The 19,007-nt window shown below is 71.8% G+C and carries 15 protein-coding genes; 7 read left to right on the top strand and 8 right to left on the bottom strand.

The annotated features are described in order from the left end of the window. Positions 1 to 23: 23 nt before the first annotated feature. Entirely contained in the window at positions 24 to 1,505 is a 1,482-nt protein-coding gene (locus tag IAG42_RS07110) for a sugar transferase (RefSeq protein ID WP_188336177.1), read from the bottom strand. Positions 1,506 to 1,974: 469 nt separating this feature from the next. Between IAG42_RS07110 and gudD the strand changes: the two genes are divergently transcribed. The 3 genes from gudD (at position 1,975) to IAG42_RS07095 (ending at position 6,635) form a co-directional block, all read left to right on the top strand. Continuing rightward, on the top strand, positions 1,975 to 3,276 hold the full coding sequence (gudD, locus tag IAG42_RS07105; RefSeq protein ID WP_188341229.1) for a glucarate dehydratase: 1,302 nt from the start codon (positions 1,975 to 1,977) through the stop codon (positions 3,274 to 3,276). 104 nt (positions 3,277 to 3,380) lie between these two features. Further along, positions 3,381 to 4,703: a GntT/GntP/DsdX family permease gene (locus IAG42_RS07100; RefSeq protein ID WP_188336176.1), complete on the top strand. Its 1,323-nt coding sequence runs from the start codon at positions 3,381 to 3,383 to the stop codon at positions 4,701 to 4,703. 90 nt (positions 4,704 to 4,793) lie between these two features. After that, positions 4,794 to 6,635 carry a TerD family protein gene (locus IAG42_RS07095; protein WP_188336175.1) on the top strand — a complete coding sequence of 614 codons (1,842 nt, stop codon included), beginning with the start codon at positions 4,794 to 4,796 and terminating at the stop codon, positions 6,633 to 6,635. A 24-nt stretch (positions 6,636 to 6,659) separates the two neighbouring features. Here the strand turns inward: IAG42_RS07095 and IAG42_RS07090 are convergent, their stop codons facing one another. Then, complete coding sequence (locus IAG42_RS07090) at positions 6,660 to 7,055, bottom strand: hypothetical protein (protein ID WP_188336174.1); 396 nt, start codon at positions 7,053 to 7,055, stop codon at positions 6,660 to 6,662. Positions 7,056 to 7,081: 26 nt separating this feature from the next. Beyond that, positions 7,082 to 8,242: a magnesium and cobalt transport protein CorA gene (locus IAG42_RS07085; protein WP_188336173.1), complete on the bottom strand. Its 1,161-nt coding sequence runs from the start codon at positions 8,240 to 8,242 to the stop codon at positions 7,082 to 7,084. A 119-nt stretch (positions 8,243 to 8,361) separates the two neighbouring features. Between IAG42_RS07085 and IAG42_RS07080 the strand changes: the two genes are divergently transcribed. Next, the gene (locus IAG42_RS07080) at positions 8,362 to 9,462 is read left to right on the top strand and encodes a winged helix DNA-binding domain-containing protein (RefSeq protein ID WP_188336172.1); all 1,101 of its coding nucleotides are present in this window, start codon (positions 8,362 to 8,364) and stop codon (positions 9,460 to 9,462) included. Between the two features lie 26 nt (positions 9,463 to 9,488). Here IAG42_RS07080 and IAG42_RS07075 read toward each other — a convergent pair whose 3' ends face one another. Together IAG42_RS07075 and IAG42_RS07070 are read right to left on the bottom strand one after the other, a co-directional pair. After that, the gene (locus IAG42_RS07075; protein WP_188341228.1) at positions 9,489 to 10,097 is read right to left on the bottom strand and encodes a LysE family translocator; all 609 of its coding nucleotides are present in this window, start codon (positions 10,095 to 10,097) and stop codon (positions 9,489 to 9,491) included. 52 nt (positions 10,098 to 10,149) lie between these two features. Beyond that, positions 10,150 to 10,983 (bottom strand): helix-turn-helix transcriptional regulator, encoded by an 834-nt coding sequence (locus IAG42_RS07070; protein ID WP_188336171.1) that lies wholly within the window; start codon positions 10,981 to 10,983, stop codon positions 10,150 to 10,152. Between the two features lie 156 nt (positions 10,984 to 11,139). Between IAG42_RS07070 and IAG42_RS07065 the strand changes: the two genes are divergently transcribed. Continuing rightward, on the top strand, positions 11,140 to 12,825 hold the full coding sequence (locus IAG42_RS07065; RefSeq protein WP_188336170.1) for an AMP-binding protein: 1,686 nt from the start codon (positions 11,140 to 11,142) through the stop codon (positions 12,823 to 12,825). Then, on the top strand, positions 12,822 to 14,447 hold the full coding sequence (locus IAG42_RS07060; protein WP_188336169.1) for an AMP-binding protein: 1,626 nt from the start codon (positions 12,822 to 12,824) through the stop codon (positions 14,445 to 14,447). The genes IAG42_RS07065 and IAG42_RS07060 overlap by 4 nt, the downstream gene beginning before the upstream one ends. Before the next feature lie 31 nt (positions 14,448 to 14,478). On the opposite strand, the gene IAG42_RS07055 is transcribed toward IAG42_RS07060, so the two are convergent. Both IAG42_RS07055 and IAG42_RS07050 read right to left on the bottom strand, forming a co-directional pair. Next, the gene (locus IAG42_RS07055; protein ID WP_188336168.1) at positions 14,479 to 14,985 is read right to left on the bottom strand and encodes a GNAT family N-acetyltransferase; all 507 of its coding nucleotides are present in this window, start codon (positions 14,983 to 14,985) and stop codon (positions 14,479 to 14,481) included. A 26-nt stretch (positions 14,986 to 15,011) separates the two neighbouring features. Further along, positions 15,012 to 15,707 carry a hypothetical protein gene (locus tag IAG42_RS07050; protein WP_188336167.1) on the bottom strand — a complete coding sequence of 232 codons (696 nt, stop codon included), beginning with the start codon at positions 15,705 to 15,707 and terminating at the stop codon, positions 15,012 to 15,014. 305 nt (positions 15,708 to 16,012) lie between these two features. On the opposite strand from IAG42_RS07050, the gene gcl reads away from it, so the two are divergent. Beyond that, complete coding sequence (gene gcl / locus IAG42_RS07045; protein WP_188341227.1) at positions 16,013 to 17,791, top strand: glyoxylate carboligase; 1,779 nt, start codon at positions 16,013 to 16,015, stop codon at positions 17,789 to 17,791. Positions 17,792 to 18,013: 222 nt separating this feature from the next. Here gcl and IAG42_RS07040 read toward each other — a convergent pair whose 3' ends face one another. Next, a complete protein-coding gene (locus IAG42_RS07040) occupies positions 18,014 to 18,550 on the bottom strand; it encodes a hypothetical protein (RefSeq protein ID WP_188336166.1) in 537 nt (178 codons plus the stop codon). Positions 18,551 to 19,007 lie beyond the last annotated feature (457 nt).

The following is a 19,007-nucleotide window of genomic DNA, read 5'->3' as shown; positions in this document are numbered from 1 at the left end:
ACGGCGCCGCCGCCCCGTGCGCATCAGTACGCCCCCTGGCCCTGGAGCACCGCCCGCAGCGTCTTCCACAAGATCACTGTGTCGAGGGCGAGCGACCAGTCCTCCACGTACCGCAGGTCGAGGCGCACGGCCTCCTCCCACGGGAGGTCACTGCGTCCGCTGATCTGCCACAGGCCGGTGAGCCCGGGTTTGACCAGCAGCCGCCGCCGGATGTCCGGTCCGTACGCCGCGGACTCCTCCGGCAGGGGAGGCCGCGGTCCGACGAGCGACATGGATCCGGTGAGCACGTTGAACAGCTGCGGGAGCTCGTCGATCGAGTACCGGCGCAGCACCGCGCCCACCCGCGTCACCCGCGGATCCCGGTGCATCTTGAACAGCAGTCCCGCGCCCTCGTTCAGCTCGGCGAGGTCCGCCCGGGCCCGGTGCGCCCCGGCGACCATGGTGCGGAACTTGAGGATGGTGAACTCCCGGCCGTCCTTGCCGACCCGGCGCTGGCGGTAGAACGCCCCGCCCCGGCTGTCGACCAGGACCAGCAGCGCGACCAGCACCATGAGCGGCGCGAACAGGAGCAGCAGGAGCGCGGCGCCCAGCCGGTCGACGACCTCCTTGACCGCCCGCCGGCCGCCGGTGAAGGTCGGCATGCTGACCCGCAGCAGGGGTATCCCGAGGACCGCGTCGACGTGCAGCCGCGGCCCCGCCACCTCCATCAGCACGGGGGCCACGACCATCTCGGTGTCGCTGCCCTCCAGGTTCCACGCCAGGCGCTGCAGCCGGTCCGGTGACCAGTGCGGGTCCGGGGTGACGGCGACGACCCGGTAGCCGCTGCGGCACACGTGCCCGGCGACGTCCGAGAGCCGGCCGACGACCGGTACGCCGTCCACCAGGTGTCCGTCGAGCCCGAGTCCGTCCGTCGTGCACACGGCGGCCACCTGCCAGCCGATGTGCGGGAACTTACGGGTGCGGTTGATCAGGTCGCGCACGGTGGCGAGGCTCCCGGCGGCGAGCACCGGGCGCAGGCATCTGCCCTCCTTGCGCTGCTTGTGCAGCCACAGGCGCAGCAGATACCGCTCGGTCATGGTGACCAGCGCGATCGCGGGGATCGCGACGAAGATCCAGAGTTTGATGTTCCGCGAGGTCAGCGCGATGCCGCCGAGGGCCAGGACGACGGTCGCCGTGAACAGCGAGCGCCCGAGCCGGCGGAACTCCTCGGCGCCCTGCCCGAGCACCGCCGGGGCCCACGCCCGGCTCACCGTGAACGAGCCGAGGACGAGGAGCCAGGTGCCGAAGGCGAGGATGCCCCACTTCTCGTGCCAGTTGGCCGCGTCCCGGGCCCCGAAGAAGTTGCCTATCGCCGCCACCACCACGGCCGTGGCCACGGTGTCGCCGGTTATCACGGTGCGGCGGTAGCGCTGTTCCCAGTCGTTCGTCGTCCGGCCGAACGCGTCGTGCGCCAGCGCGTCCCGCGCTGACGGCAACGCACTGCCGACAGTTCCCCCCTGCCACACAGAACCCCCCAGGTTCCCAGTGGTTGTGAAGTGTGCGACTAGCTCTGTACGCCCCCCGGGAGGCCCCCGCCTCCCGCATGTGACATCCCGGCTATTTCAGCGCTGCGGACAGCGCTCGGACCCATAGATCATCACTTGTCGCTTCATGTCCGAAGTGCAGAAGCAGGGTCAATCTAGACCATCGGGACGGGCTTGGTGGGGCGATGTGTGGAAAATGTGGAGAAGCTTTGAGACGGAAAATGACGCCTGTTGACCGCGGTGGCGGAACCGCGCGAAAGGGGTCTCCGTCGGGCGGGCGCCGGTGATGCGTCCCGGGTATCGCAGGATTCCAAAATGGTGTTGGACCTGCATCGCAGCAAGCTCCTAACGTTCCGGCCAGCAAGGAAAGGCATGCCTGCCGACCCCCTCTGAAAGGCGCCGCCTCGTGAACGCACCCGCCCCGCACTCCGGAACGCCCGTCGTCGCCTCGATGCGTGTCGTCCCGGTCGCCGGCCAGGACAGCATGTTGCTGAACCTCAGCGGCGCCCACGCCCCGTACTTCACCCGGAACCTGGTGATCCTCACCGACTCCGACGGTCGTACGGGCGTCGGAGAGGTCCCCGGCGGCGAGGCGATCCGCGGCACTCTCGACGAGGCGCGCGACCTCGTCGTCGGCCGGCCCGTCGGCGACCCGCAGGCCGTGCTCCGGGCGATACGCGAACGGTTCGGAGACCGGGACGCGGGCGGCCGCGGCGCGCAGACCTTCGACCTGCGCGTCACCGTCCACGCGGTCACCGCCGTCGAGGCGGCCCTGCTCGACCTCCTCGGCCAGTACCTGGAGGTGCCGGTCGCGGCCCTGCTCGGAGAGGGGGTGCAGCGCAGCAGCGTCCCCGTCCTCGGCTACCTCTTCTACGTGGGCGACCGCCGCCGCACCGACCTCCCGTACCGCGACGAGTCGGCGGCGAAGGACGACTGGGAGCGGCTGCGCAGCGAGGAGGCGCTCACCCCCGAGGCCGTCGTCGCACTCGCCGAAGCGGCACAACTGCGCTATGGATTCCAGGACTTCAAACTCAAGGGCGGCGTCCTCGACGGGTGGGCCGAGGCCGAGGCGGTCACCGCGCTCGCCGAGCGCTTCCCCGACGCGCGGATCACCCTCGACCCCAACGGAGGCTGGCCCCTCGACGAGGCCGTCGCCATCGGCCGCTCCCTGCGCGACGTCCTCGCGTACGCCGAGGATCCGTGCGGCGCGGAGGGTGGATACAGCGGGCGCGAGGTGATGGCCGAATTCCGCCGGGCGACCGGTCTGCGGACCGCCACGAACATGATCGCCACGGACTGGCGGCAGTTGGGCCACGCCGTGAAGGCCGACGCCGTCGACATCCCGCTCGCCGACCCCCACTTCTGGACCATGAACGGCTCGGTGCGCGTCGCCCAGCTGTGCGAGGCCTGGGGTCTGACGTGGGGTTCGCACTCCAACAACCACTTCGACGTGTCCCTCGCGATGTTCACGCACGTCGCCGCCGCCGCGCCCGGCGACATCACCGCCATCGACACCCACTGGATCTGGCAGGACGGCCAGCGCCTGACGCACGACCCGCTGCCGATCGAGGGCGGCACCATCGCCCTGCCCGAACGCCCCGGCCTGGGCGTCGAGTTGGACCTCGACCAGGTCGAGGCCGCCCATCAGCTCTACCGGTCCCTGGGGCTCGGCGGCCGGGACGACGCCGCCGGTATGCGGTACCTGATCCCCGGCTGGACCTTCGACGCCAAGCGTCCCGCCCTCGTGCGCTGACGCACCCTCACCCGCCGTCCGCGGCGCGACGCGTCACCTGACGCCGCGCCGCCGAGCGGCATGCCCGGAACCGGCCGAGCCGACCTGCCGTAGGAGAACTGAACATGCCCCTGCTCGTCGTGGCGCTCAGTGTTGTGGCGTTGCTGTTCCTGATGACCAAGGTGAGGCTCAACGGCTTCATCGCCCTGCTGCTCGTCGCCACCGTCGTCGCGGTGGTCCAGGGCATCGGACTCACCGAGATATCCGACGTCCTGGAGACCGGCATCGGGGACCAGCTCTCGGGCACCCTGCCGGTGATCGGGCTCGGCGCGATGGTCGGGCGGGTCATGGGCGACGCCGGCGCCGCCCAGCGCATCGCCACCCGGCTGACCCGGGCGTTCGGCGACCGGTGGGTGCAGGTCGCCATGGTCGTCACCGCCATGCTCATCGGCGTCACCATGTTCTACGAGGTCGCCTTCGTCATCATCGTCCCCGTCGCCTTCACCCTGGTCCGCGTCACCCGGCAGAACCTGCTGTGGATCGGCCTGCCGATGTCCATCGCCCTGTCCACGATGCACAGCTTCCTGCCCCCGCACCCCGGGCCCACCGCCGTCGCCGAGATGTTCGAGGCCTCCGTCGGCAAGACGCTCTTCGTCGGCCTCTTCGTCGCCGTCCCGGCCGGCGCCCTGATCGCGCTCGTCTGGCCCCGGCTGCCGTTCGTCCGCCGCATGAACCCCTCGATCCCGACCGGGCTCGTCACCGAGCGCGTCTTCGAGGAGGACGAGCTGCCCGGCACGGGCTGGTCCCTCACCGTGGCGCTGCTCCCCGTCGTCCTCATCGCCGGCGCCGCCGTCGCCGAGATGTCCCTCGACGACCACGCCCCGGGCATGGGCGTGATCAAGTTCGCCGGTTCCCCCGAGTTCGCGCTGCTGCTCACCCTGCTGCTCGCCATGTACGTCTTCGGCCCCCGCGCCGGCCGCTCCCTGAAGGACCTCGCCACCTCCTGCGCCGACGCCGCCAGGTCGATGGCGATGATCATGCTGGTCATCGCGGCCGGCGGCGCCTACAAGAACGTCCTCGTCGAAGGCGGCATCTCCGACTACATCAAGGACACCACCGCCCACTGGTCCGTCTCCCCGCTCCTGCTGGCCTGGCTGATCGCCGTGATCCTGCGCATCGCCCTCGGTTCCGCCACGGTCGCCGTCTCCACCGCCGCCGGCATCGTGGCCCCCATGGTCGCCGGCAGCGGCACGTCCCCCGAACTGATGGTCCTGGCCGTCTCCTGCGGCTCGATCGCCTTCTCCCACGTCAACGACCCCGGCTTCTGGATGTTCAAGGAGTACTTCAACCTCTCGGTCCTGGACGCCCTCAAGGCCCGCACCACGTACACGACGGTCCTGGCGCTGCTGGGGCTGGGCGGGGTGCTGGCGCTGAACACGGTGATGTGACCGCCGGGCTCCGCCGGCATGTGTGAAAATCCTGCATGTTCACCGTGGAGAGGGTGTGCAGGCGGTCGCACCCGGGGGAGGGGAGCCCGCATGGCCCTGCTGTCGTCGCGTCCGAAGTGGCCCACGCTTCCCGAGTACTTCCACGACTGGGCGCTGGTGGACGTGGAGACATCAGGGCTCAGGCCCGGCCGGGACCGTGTGCTGTCCCTGGCGATCCTCACCCTCGACGCGCACGGCAACCGGACGGGCGAGTTCTCCACCCTGCTCGATCCGGGCTGCGACCCGGGCCCGGTGCACGTCCACGGTCTGACCTCGGCCCGGCTCGCGGGCGCGCCCACCTTCGAGGACATCGCGCCCGAGGTGGGCGCGCTGCTGGGCGGTCGCGTCCTCGTCGCGCACAACGCGCAGTTCGACTACGACTTCCTGGCGCACGAGTTCGCCCGCGTCCGGTCCTGGGTGCCGGTCGGCCGAAGGCTGTGCACACTGGCGCTCAACCGCCTCGTCGGGCCCGAGACACCCGACCTCAAGCTCGGCACGCTCGCCGAGCACTACGGGGTGCGGCAGCTGAAGGCGCACGACGCTCAGGACGACGTACGGGTGCTCTCCGGCATTCTGCGCGGTTCGCTGGCCGCGGCCGAACAACTGGGCCTCGCGCTGCCCCTGTTGGAGTGCCCGCCCCGCCAGGACTACAAGCCGTACGTCCCCAAGACGCCCTGCCCGTACCGGAACCCGGGCCGGCTCACGCCCGGCGGGCCACTCGTGCAGGGCATGAAGATCGCCATCACGGGCGAGACACGGCTGTCCCGTGAGGAACTCGTCGCCCGCTCCGTCGCGGCTGGGCTGAACGTGACGACCTCCGTCAGCGGTCAGACCGGCGTCGTCGTCACGAACGACCCGGGGGCCGGGTCCGCCAAGCTGAGGCGTGCGGTGACGGAAGGAGTGCCGCTGGTGGACGAGGCGGCCTATCTGCGCCTGCTGGAGAGCGTGCGGCCGGGGCAGACCAAAGGAACGGCGCGGCAGCGCCCCGCTGAACGACCGCCGGCGGCGGAACGCGCCGCTGAGCCGGAGCCGGCGCCGGAGGTCCCGGCGCAGCGGACCGCCGCACCGGGCCGACCCGACGCCCCCACGGACCGGCCGCTCACCGGGCGCAGGGTCCTGGTCCTCGGCGGCACCCACGACGAGGCCGCCGAGGCGCGCGTGCTCGCCGTCGCTCTGGGAGCCTCGGCAGCCGTCAACCTCTCCGCGAGCGTGACCGACGTCGTCGTTCTGCCCGGCGGCGAGGCGGACCGGCGGATGCGGCGCGTCACCGCACTCGGTCTGCCCGTCCACGACACAGCCTGGCTCCTCGCCCCCACACCGGCACCGGAGCCCGCGACCGGTTCTCGGCCGGACCCCGCGCCGGACACGTCGGCCGTCCTGGTCCGAGGCGCCGTGATCGATCTGGCCGACACCGGCACGCCGTGGACGGTATCGGCGTCGTGGCGTCAGCAGACCGCCTCGGACGTGGACGTCGTCGCCTTCGCGATCGACGCGCAGGAACAGGTGGCAGGGGACGAGGACTTCGTCTTCTACGGTGCGCCCGAACACCCCGACGGCACCGTCCGCCTGGCCACGGACGGACCGACGGAACAGTCCGTCACCGCCGACCTGGACCGCCTGCCCCTGGAGGTCCGGAGAGTCGTCATCGCCGCCGCCCTCGACGGCGCGGCGACCTTCTCCGACGTCGGCGCGATCGAGATCACCGCCACGCGCGGCATCGGCGCGGCCCCGACGGCCCGAGCCACGCTGGACGCCGCGACCAGCGAGCGCACCATGATCCTCGCGGAGATGTACCGCAGAGGAGAAGCCTGGCGTCTGCGCGCCGTCGGTCAGGGCTACGACCACGGCCTGGCCGACATGGCGCGGGGCTACGGAGTCGATGTCGCCGAATGACAGCGGGCGGCCCGGCGGCCCGCCTCACAGGCCGTACCAGTCACCCGGCTCGCCGGACGCTCCTGTTCGGCCGAACGTGTGCACGATCTGCCATGCGCGACCGGTGGACAGGATGAAGTCGCCCGTGAACTCGGTCGGTTCGTTCATGATCGGGACCTCCACCTCGGTGCTCGGCGCGGTGGCGCCGTCGCCCGCGTGGAGCGAAAGGCCGCCGGACTCGTCGTACCGGTGGAGGACGGCGTGATCGTTCCGGAAACCCAGCGTCAGGCACGGGAGGTCGCCTTCCGGCAGCCGGACTTCGAGGTAGCCCCTGCCGAGGGTGCGGAGCCGCGCGAAGCGGTCCGCGAGGTCGGCGAGGGCCGAGTGCCGTTCGAGTCCGGAGAACAGGCCGGTCTCCGGCGTCGTCGCCGACCAGATCACGCCTCCTCCGGTGAGGGACGCGGTTCTCACAACCACCCCCGCCGCTTGAAGATCACGTACAGGCTGACGCAGACAACGCCCATCAGCCCGATCGCGAACGGATACCCGAACCCCCACCCCAGCTCCGGCATGTTCTCGAAGTTCATGCCGTAGATCGTTCCGACCAGGGTGGGGGCGAAGAGGATGGCCGCCCAGGCCGAGATCTTCTTGATCTCCTCGTTCTGTTCGAAGCCCGCCTCCGCCATCGCCTTCATCTCCGCGTTCTGCTGCTGCGTGACCAGCGTCGCGTTCACCGTCAGGATGTCGGCCAGGGCCTGGCGGAAGCCGTCGACGCGTTCGCTGGTGTGGGTGACGTGGTCGGCGACGTCGCGCAGGTAGCGCTGGAGTTCCTCGTCCGTGCCGTACTTGGCGAAGCCCGCCATCAGGCCGTGGAGCATGCCGACCAGGGGGCGGGTCGCGCGCTGGAACTCGACCATTTCGCGGGAGAGTTCGTAGATGCGGCGCGAGACCTCGGGGGCGCCGGAGAAGACCTCGGTCTCGATCTCGTCGATGTCGTTCTGGACGCCGTCGACGACCGGTGCGTAGCCGTCGACGACCGCGTCCAGGATCGCGTAGAGGACCGCCTCCGGGCCGAGTCGCAGCAGGTCGGGGCTGGCCTCCATGCGGTGGCGGACCGCCGAGAGGTCGGGGGCCGCGCCGTGCCGGACCGTGATGAGGAAGTCGGGGCCGACGAAGACGTGCAGCTCGCCGAAGTCGACCTCCTCCGGCGCGTCGAGATAGCGGGCGGCCCGCAGGACGACGAACAGGGTCTCGCCGTAGCGCTCCAGCTTGGGGCGCTGGTGTGCTTCGAGCGCGTCCTCGACAGCGAGTTCGTGCAGGTCGAACTCGGCTGCCAGCGACTTGAGTTCGGCCTCGGTGGGGCGGGCCAGGCCGATCCACGCCATCGTGCGCGGGCGCTCCCGCAACTGGCGGTACGTGTCCGTCAGGGACTCGGGACTCGCCACCCGCACCCCGTCGCGGTACAGCGCCGCGTGCACGACGCTGTCCGCCGGTTCGCGCGGCGGCGCCGGTGCGCCGGCGGGTGCGGGGGCCGGTCGCGCCGACGGTTCCGGGGCCGGGCCGCGGCGCCAGGAGTACCGGCGCGCCCCGCCGCCGCCCTCGCCGCTTCGCCCCTGCCGTCGCGCCATGCCCGTTCCTTCCGCCACCGTCCGGTCCCGTGGCAGCGTAACCAGCGAAGGTGAAACGGCCGGGACGGCCGAGCCGAATGAGGACACCTCCTGTCCTCGATCCCCGCTACCGTCCCCGTATGACGACGAAGCCGATCACCACCCGCGCCCTGGGACGGGCCACCCTGGAGCGCCAACTCCTGCTGCGGCGCCGCCCGATGACGGTCGAGGACGCCGTCGCGCACCTCGTGGGGCTCCAGGCGCAGGAGGTGCGGGCGCCGTACGTCACGCTCGCCGCCCGGCTCGACGGGTTCACCCCGGCGGCGCTGTCCGACGCGCTGGAGGAGCGGCGCGTCGCGCGGATCGTGACCATGCGCTCGACGATCCATCTGCACACCGCTGACGACTGCATGACGCTCCGTCCCCTGGTGCAGCCGGCCCGCGCCAAGGAGCTGAACATCTTCCGCGAGGGCCTCGCCGGCGTGGACCTGGAGCGGCTGTGCGCGGTGACCCGGCCCTACGTGGAGGAGGAGCCCCGCACCCCGAAGGAGATCCGCGAGTGGCTGCTGGGCACGTGGCCCGACGCCGACCCGCAGTCCCTGTCCGCCGCCGCGCGCTGCCTCCTGCCCCTGGTCCAGGTCACCCCGCGCGCCCTGTGGCGGCGCAGCGGCGCCGTACGTCTGACGACCGCCGAGCACTGGCTGCACCGGGAGGCCGTCGAGTCCCCGGGGCACGACGAGACGATCCTGCGCTACCTGCGCGCGTTCGGCCCGGCTTCCGTCAGGGACTTCCAGAAGTGGGCCGGACTGACCCGCACCAAGCCTGCCTTCGAGCGGCTGCGGGAGCGCCTCGTGACCTTCCGCGACGAGCACGGCGTCGAGCTGTTCGACCTGCCCGACGCGCCGCGCCCCGACGAGGACGTGCCCGCACCGCCCCGTCTGCTCGCCGACTTCGACAACGTCCTGCTCTCGCACGCCGACCGCACCCGGGTCGTCCCCGAGGCGCACCACGGCCGCAACTGGGCGGCGAACGCGGCCTACCCGGCCTTCCTCCTCGACGGCTTCCTGGCCGGCCTGTGGACCCTGAAGGAGTCCGCCGACGGCACCCGGATCACCTTGGAGCCCTTCGGCAGCCCGACCCGCGCCCAGCGCGAGGAACTCGTCGCCGAGGCCGAGCGCACCGCCGCCGTCCTGGAGGCCCCGGGCCCCGTCACGGTGGACTTCGCAACCGTACGGAAATGACTCCCCCGCGCGAGCGGCCCGGACCGTCAGTCCGCGCGGCCCGTCGCCGCCACCGTGACCCCGAGGCCGATCAGCGCGAAGCCACCCGTGCCGCCGATCATCGACAGGCGCCGGTCCGAGCGCGCGAACCAGTTCCGCGCCGCCGACGCCGTCAGCCCCCACAGCGTGTCCGTGACCAGGCCGATGCCGATCGGGATCAGCCCGAGCAGCAGCATCTGTGCGGGCACCCGGCCGGCCGCGTGGTCCACGAACTGCGGCAGCACCGCCGCGAAGAACACGATGCCCTTCGGATTCGTCACCCCGACCAGGGCCCCGTCGAGCAGCGTGCGCAGATCACCGCGCGCGGGCCCGGCCGGGCCCTGGATGTCCGCCGCCTTCATCGCGTGCCGGTGCCGGAACGCCTGGATCCCCAGCCACACCAGATACGCCGCACCGGCCAGCTTCACCGCGAGGAACAGGGTCGCCGAGCGCTCGACGAGCGAGCCGATACCCAGCGCCACCGCCACGACCAGCAGATACGACCCGAACACATTGCCCAGCGCCGTCGCCACCGCCGTGCGCCGGCCGTGCGCGAGCGCCCTCCCGATCACGAACAGCACGCTCGGCCCCGGAATGACGATGACGAGCAGCGACATCGCCGCGAACGCCAGGATCCGATCCGTCGACACCTCGGTACATCCCTTCAGATCAGGGCAGCAGGCCCGCGCGGCGCGCGGCCACGACCGCCTCGCCCCGCGTGTGCGCCCCCAGCTTCCGCATGGCCGACCGCAGATAACCCTTCACGGTCTCCGGCCGGAGACCGAGCCGCTCGGCCGCCACCGCGTTCGTCGCGCCCGCCGCCACACAGGCGAGGACGTCCACCTCGCGCGGCGCGAGCACCACCGGCGCCTCACGGTCCACCGGTGACGCCGCCGAGGCCAGTCTGCCGCACACCGCGAGCAGTTCGGCCCGCAGCGCCGGGTCCACGATCCTCGGCGCGAGGGCCCGCAGCGCGCCGTGCGCCTCGCGGACCTCCTCCCAGGCCCCGGACCCCTCGGCCACCGGCGCCGCCGCCGCGGCCAGCAGGGTGCGCGCCTCGTCCCGTACGACGAGGGCCTGCTCCACGTCCCGCGCCGCCGCCACCGCCGCGCCGAGCGCCCGGTCGCCCAGCGGCTGGGCCGAGCGCAGCGCCCCGTACAGGACGCCGCGCACCCGGCGGTGCACGACGACCGGGACGGCGAGGACGGAGCGCAGGCCCTCGGCCTCGACCGCGCCGTCGTACTCGTGGCTGATGTGCCGCGAGTCCCGGTAGTCGGTGACCGCGCAGGCGCGGGCCAGGGTCAGCGCCTTGCCGCCCAGGCCGTTGCCCGCGACGATCGCGAGCCCGCGCAGCGCGTTCGTCGCCGCGCCGCTCAGCTCCGCGATCCGCACCTGCCCCGGGGTCGCGACGATCCCGCCGAACGCCACGGGCAGCCCCGTGCCCCGGCGCAGCCGCACCAGTGCGGCGCGTAGCTCGACCGCGTCGGCCGCCTCTGCGCTCACCGTCACCCTCCCAGGTCCTGTCCGGAGTTCCCGGTCGCGTTCACCCCCGTTCGGGGGTAGTGAGACCTGCGTCACGGATTACACGATGACGGGCACGGTCCGCAATGGCGCGGGACAAGAGCGACGGCGCGGGACAAGCGAACGACAGGAGCGCACATGACGACGGGAAACGGACCCACGGAGCAGTTCCGCACGGCCCGCGACTTCCTGCTGGAGCACGCCCGCGACTACGAGGCCGCCTACGAGGGCTTCGCCTGGCCCCGCCCCGACCGCTTCAACTGGGCCCTCGACTGGTTCGACGCGATCGCCGACGGCAACGAGAAGACCGCGCTGCACATCGTCGAGGAGGCCGGCGACGAGGCCCGCTTCTCCTTCGACACGCTGCGCCGCCGCTCGAACCAGGTCGCGAACTGGCTTCGGGCCCAAGGCGTCGGGGCCGGCGACCGCATCCTGCTGATGCTCGGCAACCAGGTCGAACTGTGGGAGGTGATGCTCGCCGCGATGAAGCTGCGCGCCGTCGTCATCCCCGCGACCCCGCTGCTCGGCCCCGCCGACCTCACCGACCGCGTCGAGCGCGGCCGCGCCCGGCACGTGATCGTGCGCCCCGAGGACGTCGCCAAGTTCGCCGAGGTGCCCGGCGACTACACCCGGATCGTCGTCGGCGCCCCGGCACCCGCCGAGGGCTGGTCCGCGTACGAGGACTCCGCCGGCGCCGACGACACGTTCACGCCCGACGGGGAGACCCTCGCCGACGACGCCCTGCTGCTCTACTTCACGTCCGGCACGACGGCCCGCCCCAAGCTCGTCGAGCACACCCACGTCTCGTACCCGGTCGGCCACCTCGCCACCATGTACTGGATCGGACTGCGCCCCGGCGACGTGCACCTCAACATCTCCTCGCCGGGCTGGGCCAAGCACGCCTGGTCCAACTTCTTCGCGCCGTGGAACGCAGAGGCGACCGTCTTCCTGTACAACTACACGCGCTTCGACGCCGGGAAGCTGATGGCCGCGATGGACCGCGCGGGCGTCACCTCCTTCTGCGCCCCGCCCACCGTGTGGCGCATGCTCATCCAGGCCGACCTCACCCAGCTGCGCACCCCGCCCCGCGAGGTCGTGGCCGCGGGCGAACCGCTCAACCCCGAGGTCATCGAGCAGGTCAAGCGGGCCTGGAACGTCACCATCCGGGACGGCTTCGGCCAGACCGAGACCGCCGTGCAGGTGTCCAACAGCCCAGGCCAGGTCCTCAAGTCCGGCTCCATGGGCCGCCCCAGCCCCGGCTTCAGGGTCGAGCTCCTCGACCCGGTCACCGGCGCGCCCGGCGCCGACGAGGGCGAGATCAGCCTCGACCTGTCCGCCCACCCCGTCGGCCTCATGGTCGGCTACCACGGGGACCCGGAGCGCACCGCCGAGGCCATGGCAGGAGGCTTCTACCGCACCGGAGACATCGGCTCCCGCGACGCCGACGGCTACCTCACCTACGTGGGCCGCGCGGACGACGTCTTCAAGGCCAGCGACTACAAGATCAGCCCCTTCGAGCTGGAGAGCGCGCTCCTGGAGCACGAGGCGGTCGCCGAGGCGGCCGTCGTGCCCGCGCCGGACGAGCTGCGGCTCGCCGTCCCTAAGGCGTACGTCGTGCTCGCCGAGGGCTACGAGCCGGGCCCGGACACCGCGAAGCTCCTCTTCGAGCACTCCCGCGCCGTCCTCGCCCCGTACAAGCGGCTGCGCCGGATCGAGTTCGGTGAGCTGCCCAAGACCGTCTCCGGCAAGATCCGCCGGATCGAGCTGCGCGAGGCGACGGCCGCCGGGTCGTCCGCCGAGTACCGCGAGGAGGACTTCAAGTGACCGCACCCACCGCGCCCGCCGCGCTGTCCTATGCCCACGGGACCAGCGAGGTACCGCTGCTCGGCGACACCATCGGCGCCAACCTCCAGCGCGCCGTGGACGCCTTCCCGGAGCGTGAGGCGCTCGTCGACGTGCCGTCCGGGCGCCGTTGGACGTACGCGGAGCTGGGCGCCGACGTCGAACGGCTCGCCCTCGGCCTGCTCGCCCGCGGTGTCGCCAAGGGCGACCGGGTCGGCATCTGGGCGGTCAACTGCGCCGAGTGGGTCCTCGTCCAGTACGCCACCGCCCGCATCGGCGCGATCATGGTCAACATCAACCCGGCCTACCGTGCCCATGAACTCGCCTACGTCCTCAAGCAGTCCGGCATCTCGGTGCTGGTCTCCTCGACCGGGCACAAGGGCACCGACTACCGCGAGCTGGTGCGCCAGGTCGCGGGGGAGTGTCCGGCGCTGCGCGAGCGGGTGTTCATCGGCGAGGACAGCTGGGACGCGCTCGTCGCGGCGGGCGACACCGTGGACCGGGACCGGCTCACGGCCCGCGAGGCCGAGCTGAGCTGCGACGACCCGATCAACATCCAGTACACCTCGGGCACCACCGGCTTCCCCAAGGGCGCCACGCTCTCCCACCACAACATCCTGAACAACGGCTTCTGGGTGGGCGAGACCATCGCCTACACCGAGGAGGACCGGGTCTGTCTGCCGGTGCCCTTCTACCACTGCTTCGGCATGGTCATGGGCAATCTGGGCGCCACCTCGCACGGCGCGTGCATCGTCGTCCCGGCCCCCTCCTTCGAACCGGCGGCGACCCTGCGCGCGGTCCAGGACGAGCGCTGCACCTCGCTGTACGGGGTGCCCACGATGTTCATCGCCGAGCTGAACCTGCCCGACTTCGCCTCGTACGACCTGAGCAGCCTGCGCACCGGCATCATGGCGGGCTCGCCGTGCCCGGTCGAGGTCATGAAACGGGTCGTCGCCGAGATGCACATGGCGGAGGTGTCCATCTGCTACGGCATGACGGAGACCTCCCCGGTGTCGCTGCAGACCCGACGCGACGACGACCTGGAGCGCCGCACCGGCACCGTCGGCCGGGTCCTGCCGCACATCGAGGTCAAGGTCGTCGACCCGGTCACCGGCGTCACCCTGCCGCGCGGCGAGGCCGGCGAGCTGTGCACCCGCGGCTACAGCGTGATGCTCGGCTACTGGGAGGAGCCGGAGAAGACCGCCGAGGCCGTCGACGCGGGCCGCTGGATGCACACCGGCGACCTCGCGGTGCTCCGCGAGGACGGCTACGCGCAGATCGTCGGCCGCATCAAGGACATGATCATCCGCGGTGGCGAGAACATCTACCCGCGCGAGATCGAGGAGTTCCTCTACGCGCACCCGAGGATCGCCGACGTGCAGGTGGTGGGCGTCCCCGACGAGAAGTACGGGGAGGAGGTCCTGGCCTGCGTCATCCTGCGCGACCCGGAGCAGGGGCTCACCCTCGACGAGCTGCGCGCGTACTGCAAGGACCGGCTCGCCCACTACAAGGTGCCGAGCCGGCTGCGGATCCTCGACTCCTTCCCGATGACGGTCAGCGGCAAGGTCCGCAAGATCGAACTCCGCGAGGGCTACGGGGAGTAGCTCCCGTACGGGCGTCGGTGCGGCGGGGCCTTCAGAGGTCCCGCCGCATGCACACCCGGGGCCAGCGGTCGAGGCCGTGGGCCGCCTCGGCCGCGCGGATCCGCACGAGCCCCTCGGTCAGCTCCGCCCGCGCGAGCACGCGGAAGCCGAGCCGCGCGTAGTACGGGGCGTTCCACGGCACGTCCCGGAACGTGGTCAGGGTGAGCGCGGGCAGCCCGCGCTCGCGCGCCCGCCCCGCGGCCCGCTCGACCAGCGCCCGGCCGATCCCGCGCCGGGCGGCGTCGGGGTGCACGGTGACCTGCTCGACGTGGAGCGCGCCGTCCACGTCCTCGGCGACGAGATACGCGACCGGCGTCCCGTCGTCCCCGGCCGCGACCCAGGCCTCGCCGTGCTGCCGCAGCCGCTCCAGTTCGGCGAGCGCGGGCGGCTCGTCGTCGGCCACGCTCGTCATGCCGAGCGGGCGGAACAGCTCGCCCGCGGCCACCTCGATGTCCTGGAGCCGGGGCAGGTCGGCGCTCTCGGCGCTGCGGATGATCACCGGCCCAGTATGGAGCCGCGGCGGTGTCACGCGCCGCCCGCGAGGAGTTCGTCCGCCGGGCTGTTCACCGGCTGCGGCACGCCCGCGAGGTCCAGGACGAACAGCGGGACACCGAGCTCGTCCGCGCGGCCGCGGGCCGCGTCCGCGTAGCCCGCCAGAGAGAAGTAGACACAGGCCGCGGACTCCGTCATGGCCTGGAGCCACAGGCACTCCACGTCGCGCAGGGTCGCGGGCCGCACCGACGGCTCGACCTGGGCGACGACCCCGCGCGCGGCGAGTCCGACGCCGGACGGCGGGCGCTGGTCGGCGCGGCGCACGTCCCCGAAGCCGAGCCAGCGCAGATAGAGGGCGGCGGCCGTGACCGCGTCGCGCGCGGTGCGGATGGCGACGGGCTGGAACGCGGCGCGGGGCGCGGGCGCGGTGCGCGGCAGCGGGATGTGGGCGGGGGCCACGGGCGCCGGGTCGCCCTGGACGGGGACGCGCAGCAGGGTGCCGCAGTCGCAGCCCAGCTCGGGGCGCGGCCAGCGGTCGTGCCGGCCGCACACCGGGCAGCGCAGGGTGACCCAGTCGTCGGCCCAGGTCCGCTCGCTCACCGGCTCCGGATCGGCGCCGCGCACCACCGGCGGCGCCACGGGAGCGCCGCAGGCGCAGGGCAGCACCGGGGGCGCGAAGAGGTGCTCGCGCCGGCAGGCCGGACATCTGACCCGCACCCGCTCGGCCATGAAACACCCCCTCCGCCCTGCTGCCCCAAGGATTCCGCCGCGGATTCCGTAGCCCTCCGCGACGACGTGAGTCTCATCATCCACCTTGACGGCCTCCGAGACCCCCCTCTACATTGCTTCCATATAGCAGAACCTAGTTTCCGCATCATGGAAGTGATGGGGGGCTGGGGCTTAGCGAAGCAGTACGAAGCAGTACGACGAAGCAGTAAACGGACTTCACAGCTCGCCGCGGGGGCGCGACGGGAGCGCGAATCCGACAGCCGGACACAGACACAGCACAAGTCGGGAGAGCACTCATGGCTCGTATGACCGCCGCCCGCGCGGCCGTTGAGATCCTCAAGCGTGAAGGCGTCAGCAACGCGTTCGGCGTGCCCGGTGCCGCCATCAACCCCTTCTACAAGGAGCTCAAGGAGAGCGGTGGCATCGACCACACGCTCGCCCGCCACGTCGAGGGCGCCTCGCACATGGCCGAGGGCTACACGCGGGCCAACCCGGGCAACATCGGTGTCTGCATCGGTACGTCCGGCCCCGCCGGCACCGACATGATCACCGGTCTGTACTCCGCGATCGGTGACTCCATCCCGATCCTGTGCATCACCGGCCAGGCGCCGAGCCACCTCCTGCACAAGGAGGACTTCCAGGCCGTCGACATCGCCACGATCGCCAAGTCCGTCTCGAAGATGGCGGTCACCGTCCTGGAGGCCGCCCAGGTCCCCGGCGTCTTCCAGCAGGCCTTCCACCTGATGCGCTCCGGCCGTCCCGGCCCGGTCCTCATCGACCTGCCGATCGACGTCCAGCAGACCGAGATCGAGTTCGACCCGGAGACCTACGAGCCGCTGCCGGTCTACAAGCCGGCCGCGACGCGGGCCCAGATCGAGAAGGCGATCAAGCTCCTCGTCGAGTCCGAGCGTCCGCTGATCGTCGCCGGCGGCGGCATCATCAACGCCGACGCCTCCGACCTGCTGGTCGAGTTCGCCGAGATCACGAACACCCCGGTCGTGCCCACCCTCATGGGCTGGGGCACCATCCCGGACGACCACGACCTGAACGCGGGCATGGTCGGTCAGCAGACCGGTCACCGCTACGGCAACGCCACGTTCCTGGAGTCGGACTTCGTCCTCGGCATCGGCAACCGCTGGGCCAACCGTCACACCGGCTACAAGCTGGACGTGTACCGCGAGGGCCGCACGTTCGTCCACGTCGACATCGAGCCGACCCAGATCGGCAAGATCTTCGCGCCGGACTACGGGATCACCTCCGACGCCAAGGCCGCCCTCGAGCTGTTCGTCGAGGTCGCCAAGGAGCTCAAGGCCGCCGGCAAGCTGCCCGACCGCTCCGCCTGGGTCGCCTCCCACCTGGAGCGCAAGGAGACCCTGCAGCGCCGCACGCACTTCGACAACATCCCCATGAAGCCGCAGCGCGTCTACGAGGAGATGAACAAGGCGTTCGGCCGCGACACGCGCTACGTCACGACCATCGGTCTGTCGCAGATCGCGGGCGCCCAGATGCTGCACGTCTACAAGCCGCGGCACTGGATCAACTGCGGCCAGGCCGGCCCGCTCGGCTGGACCATCCCGGCCGCGCTCGGCGTCGCCAAGGCCGACCCGGACACCCAGGTCGTCGCCCTCTCCGGTGACTACGACTTCCAGTTCATGATCGAGGAGCTGGCGGTCGGTGCGCAGCACCGCATCCCGTACGTCCACGTCCTGGTCAACAACGCCTACCTGGGCCTGATCCGCCAGGCCCAGATCGGCCTGGACATCAACTTCCAGGTCAACCTCGAGTTCGAGAACCAGAACAGCCCCGAGCTGGGTGTCTACGGCGTCGACCACGTCAAGGTCGCCGAGGGCCTGGGCTGCAAGGCGATCCGCGTCACCGACCCGAACGAGCTGGGCGAGGCGCTGGAGCGGGCCAAGAAGCTCGCGCAGGAGCACCAGGTGCCGGTCGTCGTCGAGGCGATCCTGGAGCGCATCACGAACATCGCGATGAGCCCCACGGCCGACATCAGCGCGGTCAAGGAGTTCGAGGAGCTCGCGACGGAGCCGGGCCACGCGCCGACGGCCATCCGTCCCCTGAAGGTCTGATCCCCAGCCCCCTCGAGGGGCCGGTGCACAGGGGTGGGCCCCCGGTTCTACGGAGCCGGGGGCCCACCCCTTTCCCGTTCGTCCGCGGCCCCGATGAGGCGCAGCCTCATCGGGGAAATGCGACCCGAAGGGTCTGCATTTCAGGGGCGCGGGGAACTGCGCGACCAGCCCCCACCGGCCGGTGGTCGCCCGACCGCCGGGGGACCCCACCCCGTGGGCGGGTCAGGCACGGCGACGGCGCAGCACGTACTGGACGGTCAGCGCCAGCACCAAGGGCCCCCAGAGCGCCGCAGGCAGCACGCAGACGTCGAACAGAAGCTCCCACGCCGCACTGTCCGCCGGCGGCGCCTCGTACCCGGGCACACCCAGGATGCTCAGCAGGAACCCGCCCCACAGCATCGTGGCCCCGAGGCCGCCGAGCACGGCCGGGACCAGAACCACCGGCACGGGCAGCCGCCGCCCGCCCACCAGCGGGATCCAGGACGGCACCCGCTCGCCCCACCCCCGCACGAGCCCGAAGCAGAGCAGCGCCAGCGCCTCGGTGAGCAGGCTGAGCCCGAAGACGTACGGCACGGAGAGCCAGAGGCTGCCGAGGGAGCCGTTGCCCGTACCCATGTCGAAGCCGAACGCGAACGGCAGCCGCCACAGGCACTGGGGGAGCAGGACGAGCGGGATCAGGTGCGCGACCCGCTCGGCCCAGCGGGGCACGGGACGCTCAGTGGTGCCGCCGGGGGACGGGTGAACTGCCGTTGTCGTCATGGTCGTCATGGCTCCCACGCTCCCGCTCGGCGCCGCACAGGGCGTCCGCCGGGGCGCCGAACCGCCTCCCCCGCGCGGCGGAGCCGGCCTGAGGCTCAAGGAGCAGAAGGCAGAACGCAGAAAAGAGCCCCGGGTACGGACCGTCGTACCCGGGGCTCTGGTTCGGGAGGTGGATTCCGTCCGACCTCGCGCGACTGGCGAAACATGCATGCGCGCTGCCGGACGGAGCATCGGTCGGGACCGCGGCGGCCGTGCGACGGCTTCCCGGTCACCCTTCCTCAGGTCGAAAGGGGGACGGGGAGGCCTTCACCACCGCACTGGCTCGCACGAGCCGCCACGGTCCTCGTCGTCCCGCCACCCACCACGTGACCACCCCTCATCCGGGTCACGCGGCAGGTGCGGGTCTATGCGTACGGGGGCTGACCTCCCGTCAATCCCCGTACGCGGTCTGGGGAGT

Origin of the sequence: Streptomyces xanthii (assembly GCF_014621695.1) — a bacterium.
In the GTDB taxonomy this organism is placed as follows: domain Bacteria; phylum Actinomycetota; class Actinomycetes; order Streptomycetales; family Streptomycetaceae; genus Streptomyces; species Streptomyces xanthii.
Note: the sequence above shows the minus strand (reverse complement) of the source record. Positions and strands in the feature narration are given on the sequence as shown.

What these genes read in the sequence shown, in the direction of transcription:
- IAG42_RS07085 (WP_188336173.1), bottom strand. Translation starts at nt 8,242, where the DNA reads ATGGCGCGACGGCAGGGGCGAAGCGGCGAGGGCGGCGGCGGGGCGCGC.
- IAG42_RS07040 (WP_188336166.1), bottom strand. Translation starts at nt 18,550, where the DNA reads ATGACGACAACGGCAGTTCACCCGTCCCCCGGCGGCACCACTGAGCGT.
- gcl (WP_188341227.1), top strand. Translation starts at nt 16,013, where the DNA reads ATGACCGCCGCCCGCGCGGCCGTTGAGATCCTCAAGCGTGAAGGCGTC.
- IAG42_RS07100 (WP_188336176.1), top strand. Translation starts at nt 3,381, where the DNA reads ATGCCCCTGCTCGTCGTGGCGCTCAGTGTTGTGGCGTTGCTGTTCCTG.
- IAG42_RS07050 (WP_188336167.1), bottom strand. Translation starts at nt 15,707, where the DNA reads ATGGCCGAGCGGGTGCGGGTCAGATGTCCGGCCTGCCGGCGCGAGCAC.
- IAG42_RS07095 (WP_188336175.1), top strand. Translation starts at nt 4,794, where the DNA reads ATGGCCCTGCTGTCGTCGCGTCCGAAGTGGCCCACGCTTCCCGAGTAC.
- IAG42_RS07080 (WP_188336172.1), top strand. Translation starts at nt 8,362, where the DNA reads ATGACGACGAAGCCGATCACCACCCGCGCCCTGGGACGGGCCACCCTG.
- gudD (WP_188341229.1), top strand. Translation starts at nt 1,975, where the DNA reads ATGCGTGTCGTCCCGGTCGCCGGCCAGGACAGCATGTTGCTGAACCTC.
- IAG42_RS07065 (WP_188336170.1), top strand. Translation starts at nt 11,140, where the DNA reads ATGACGACGGGAAACGGACCCACGGAGCAGTTCCGCACGGCCCGCGAC.
- IAG42_RS07075 (WP_188341228.1), bottom strand. Translation starts at nt 10,097, where the DNA reads ATGTCGCTGCTCGTCATCGTCATTCCGGGGCCGAGCGTGCTGTTCGTG.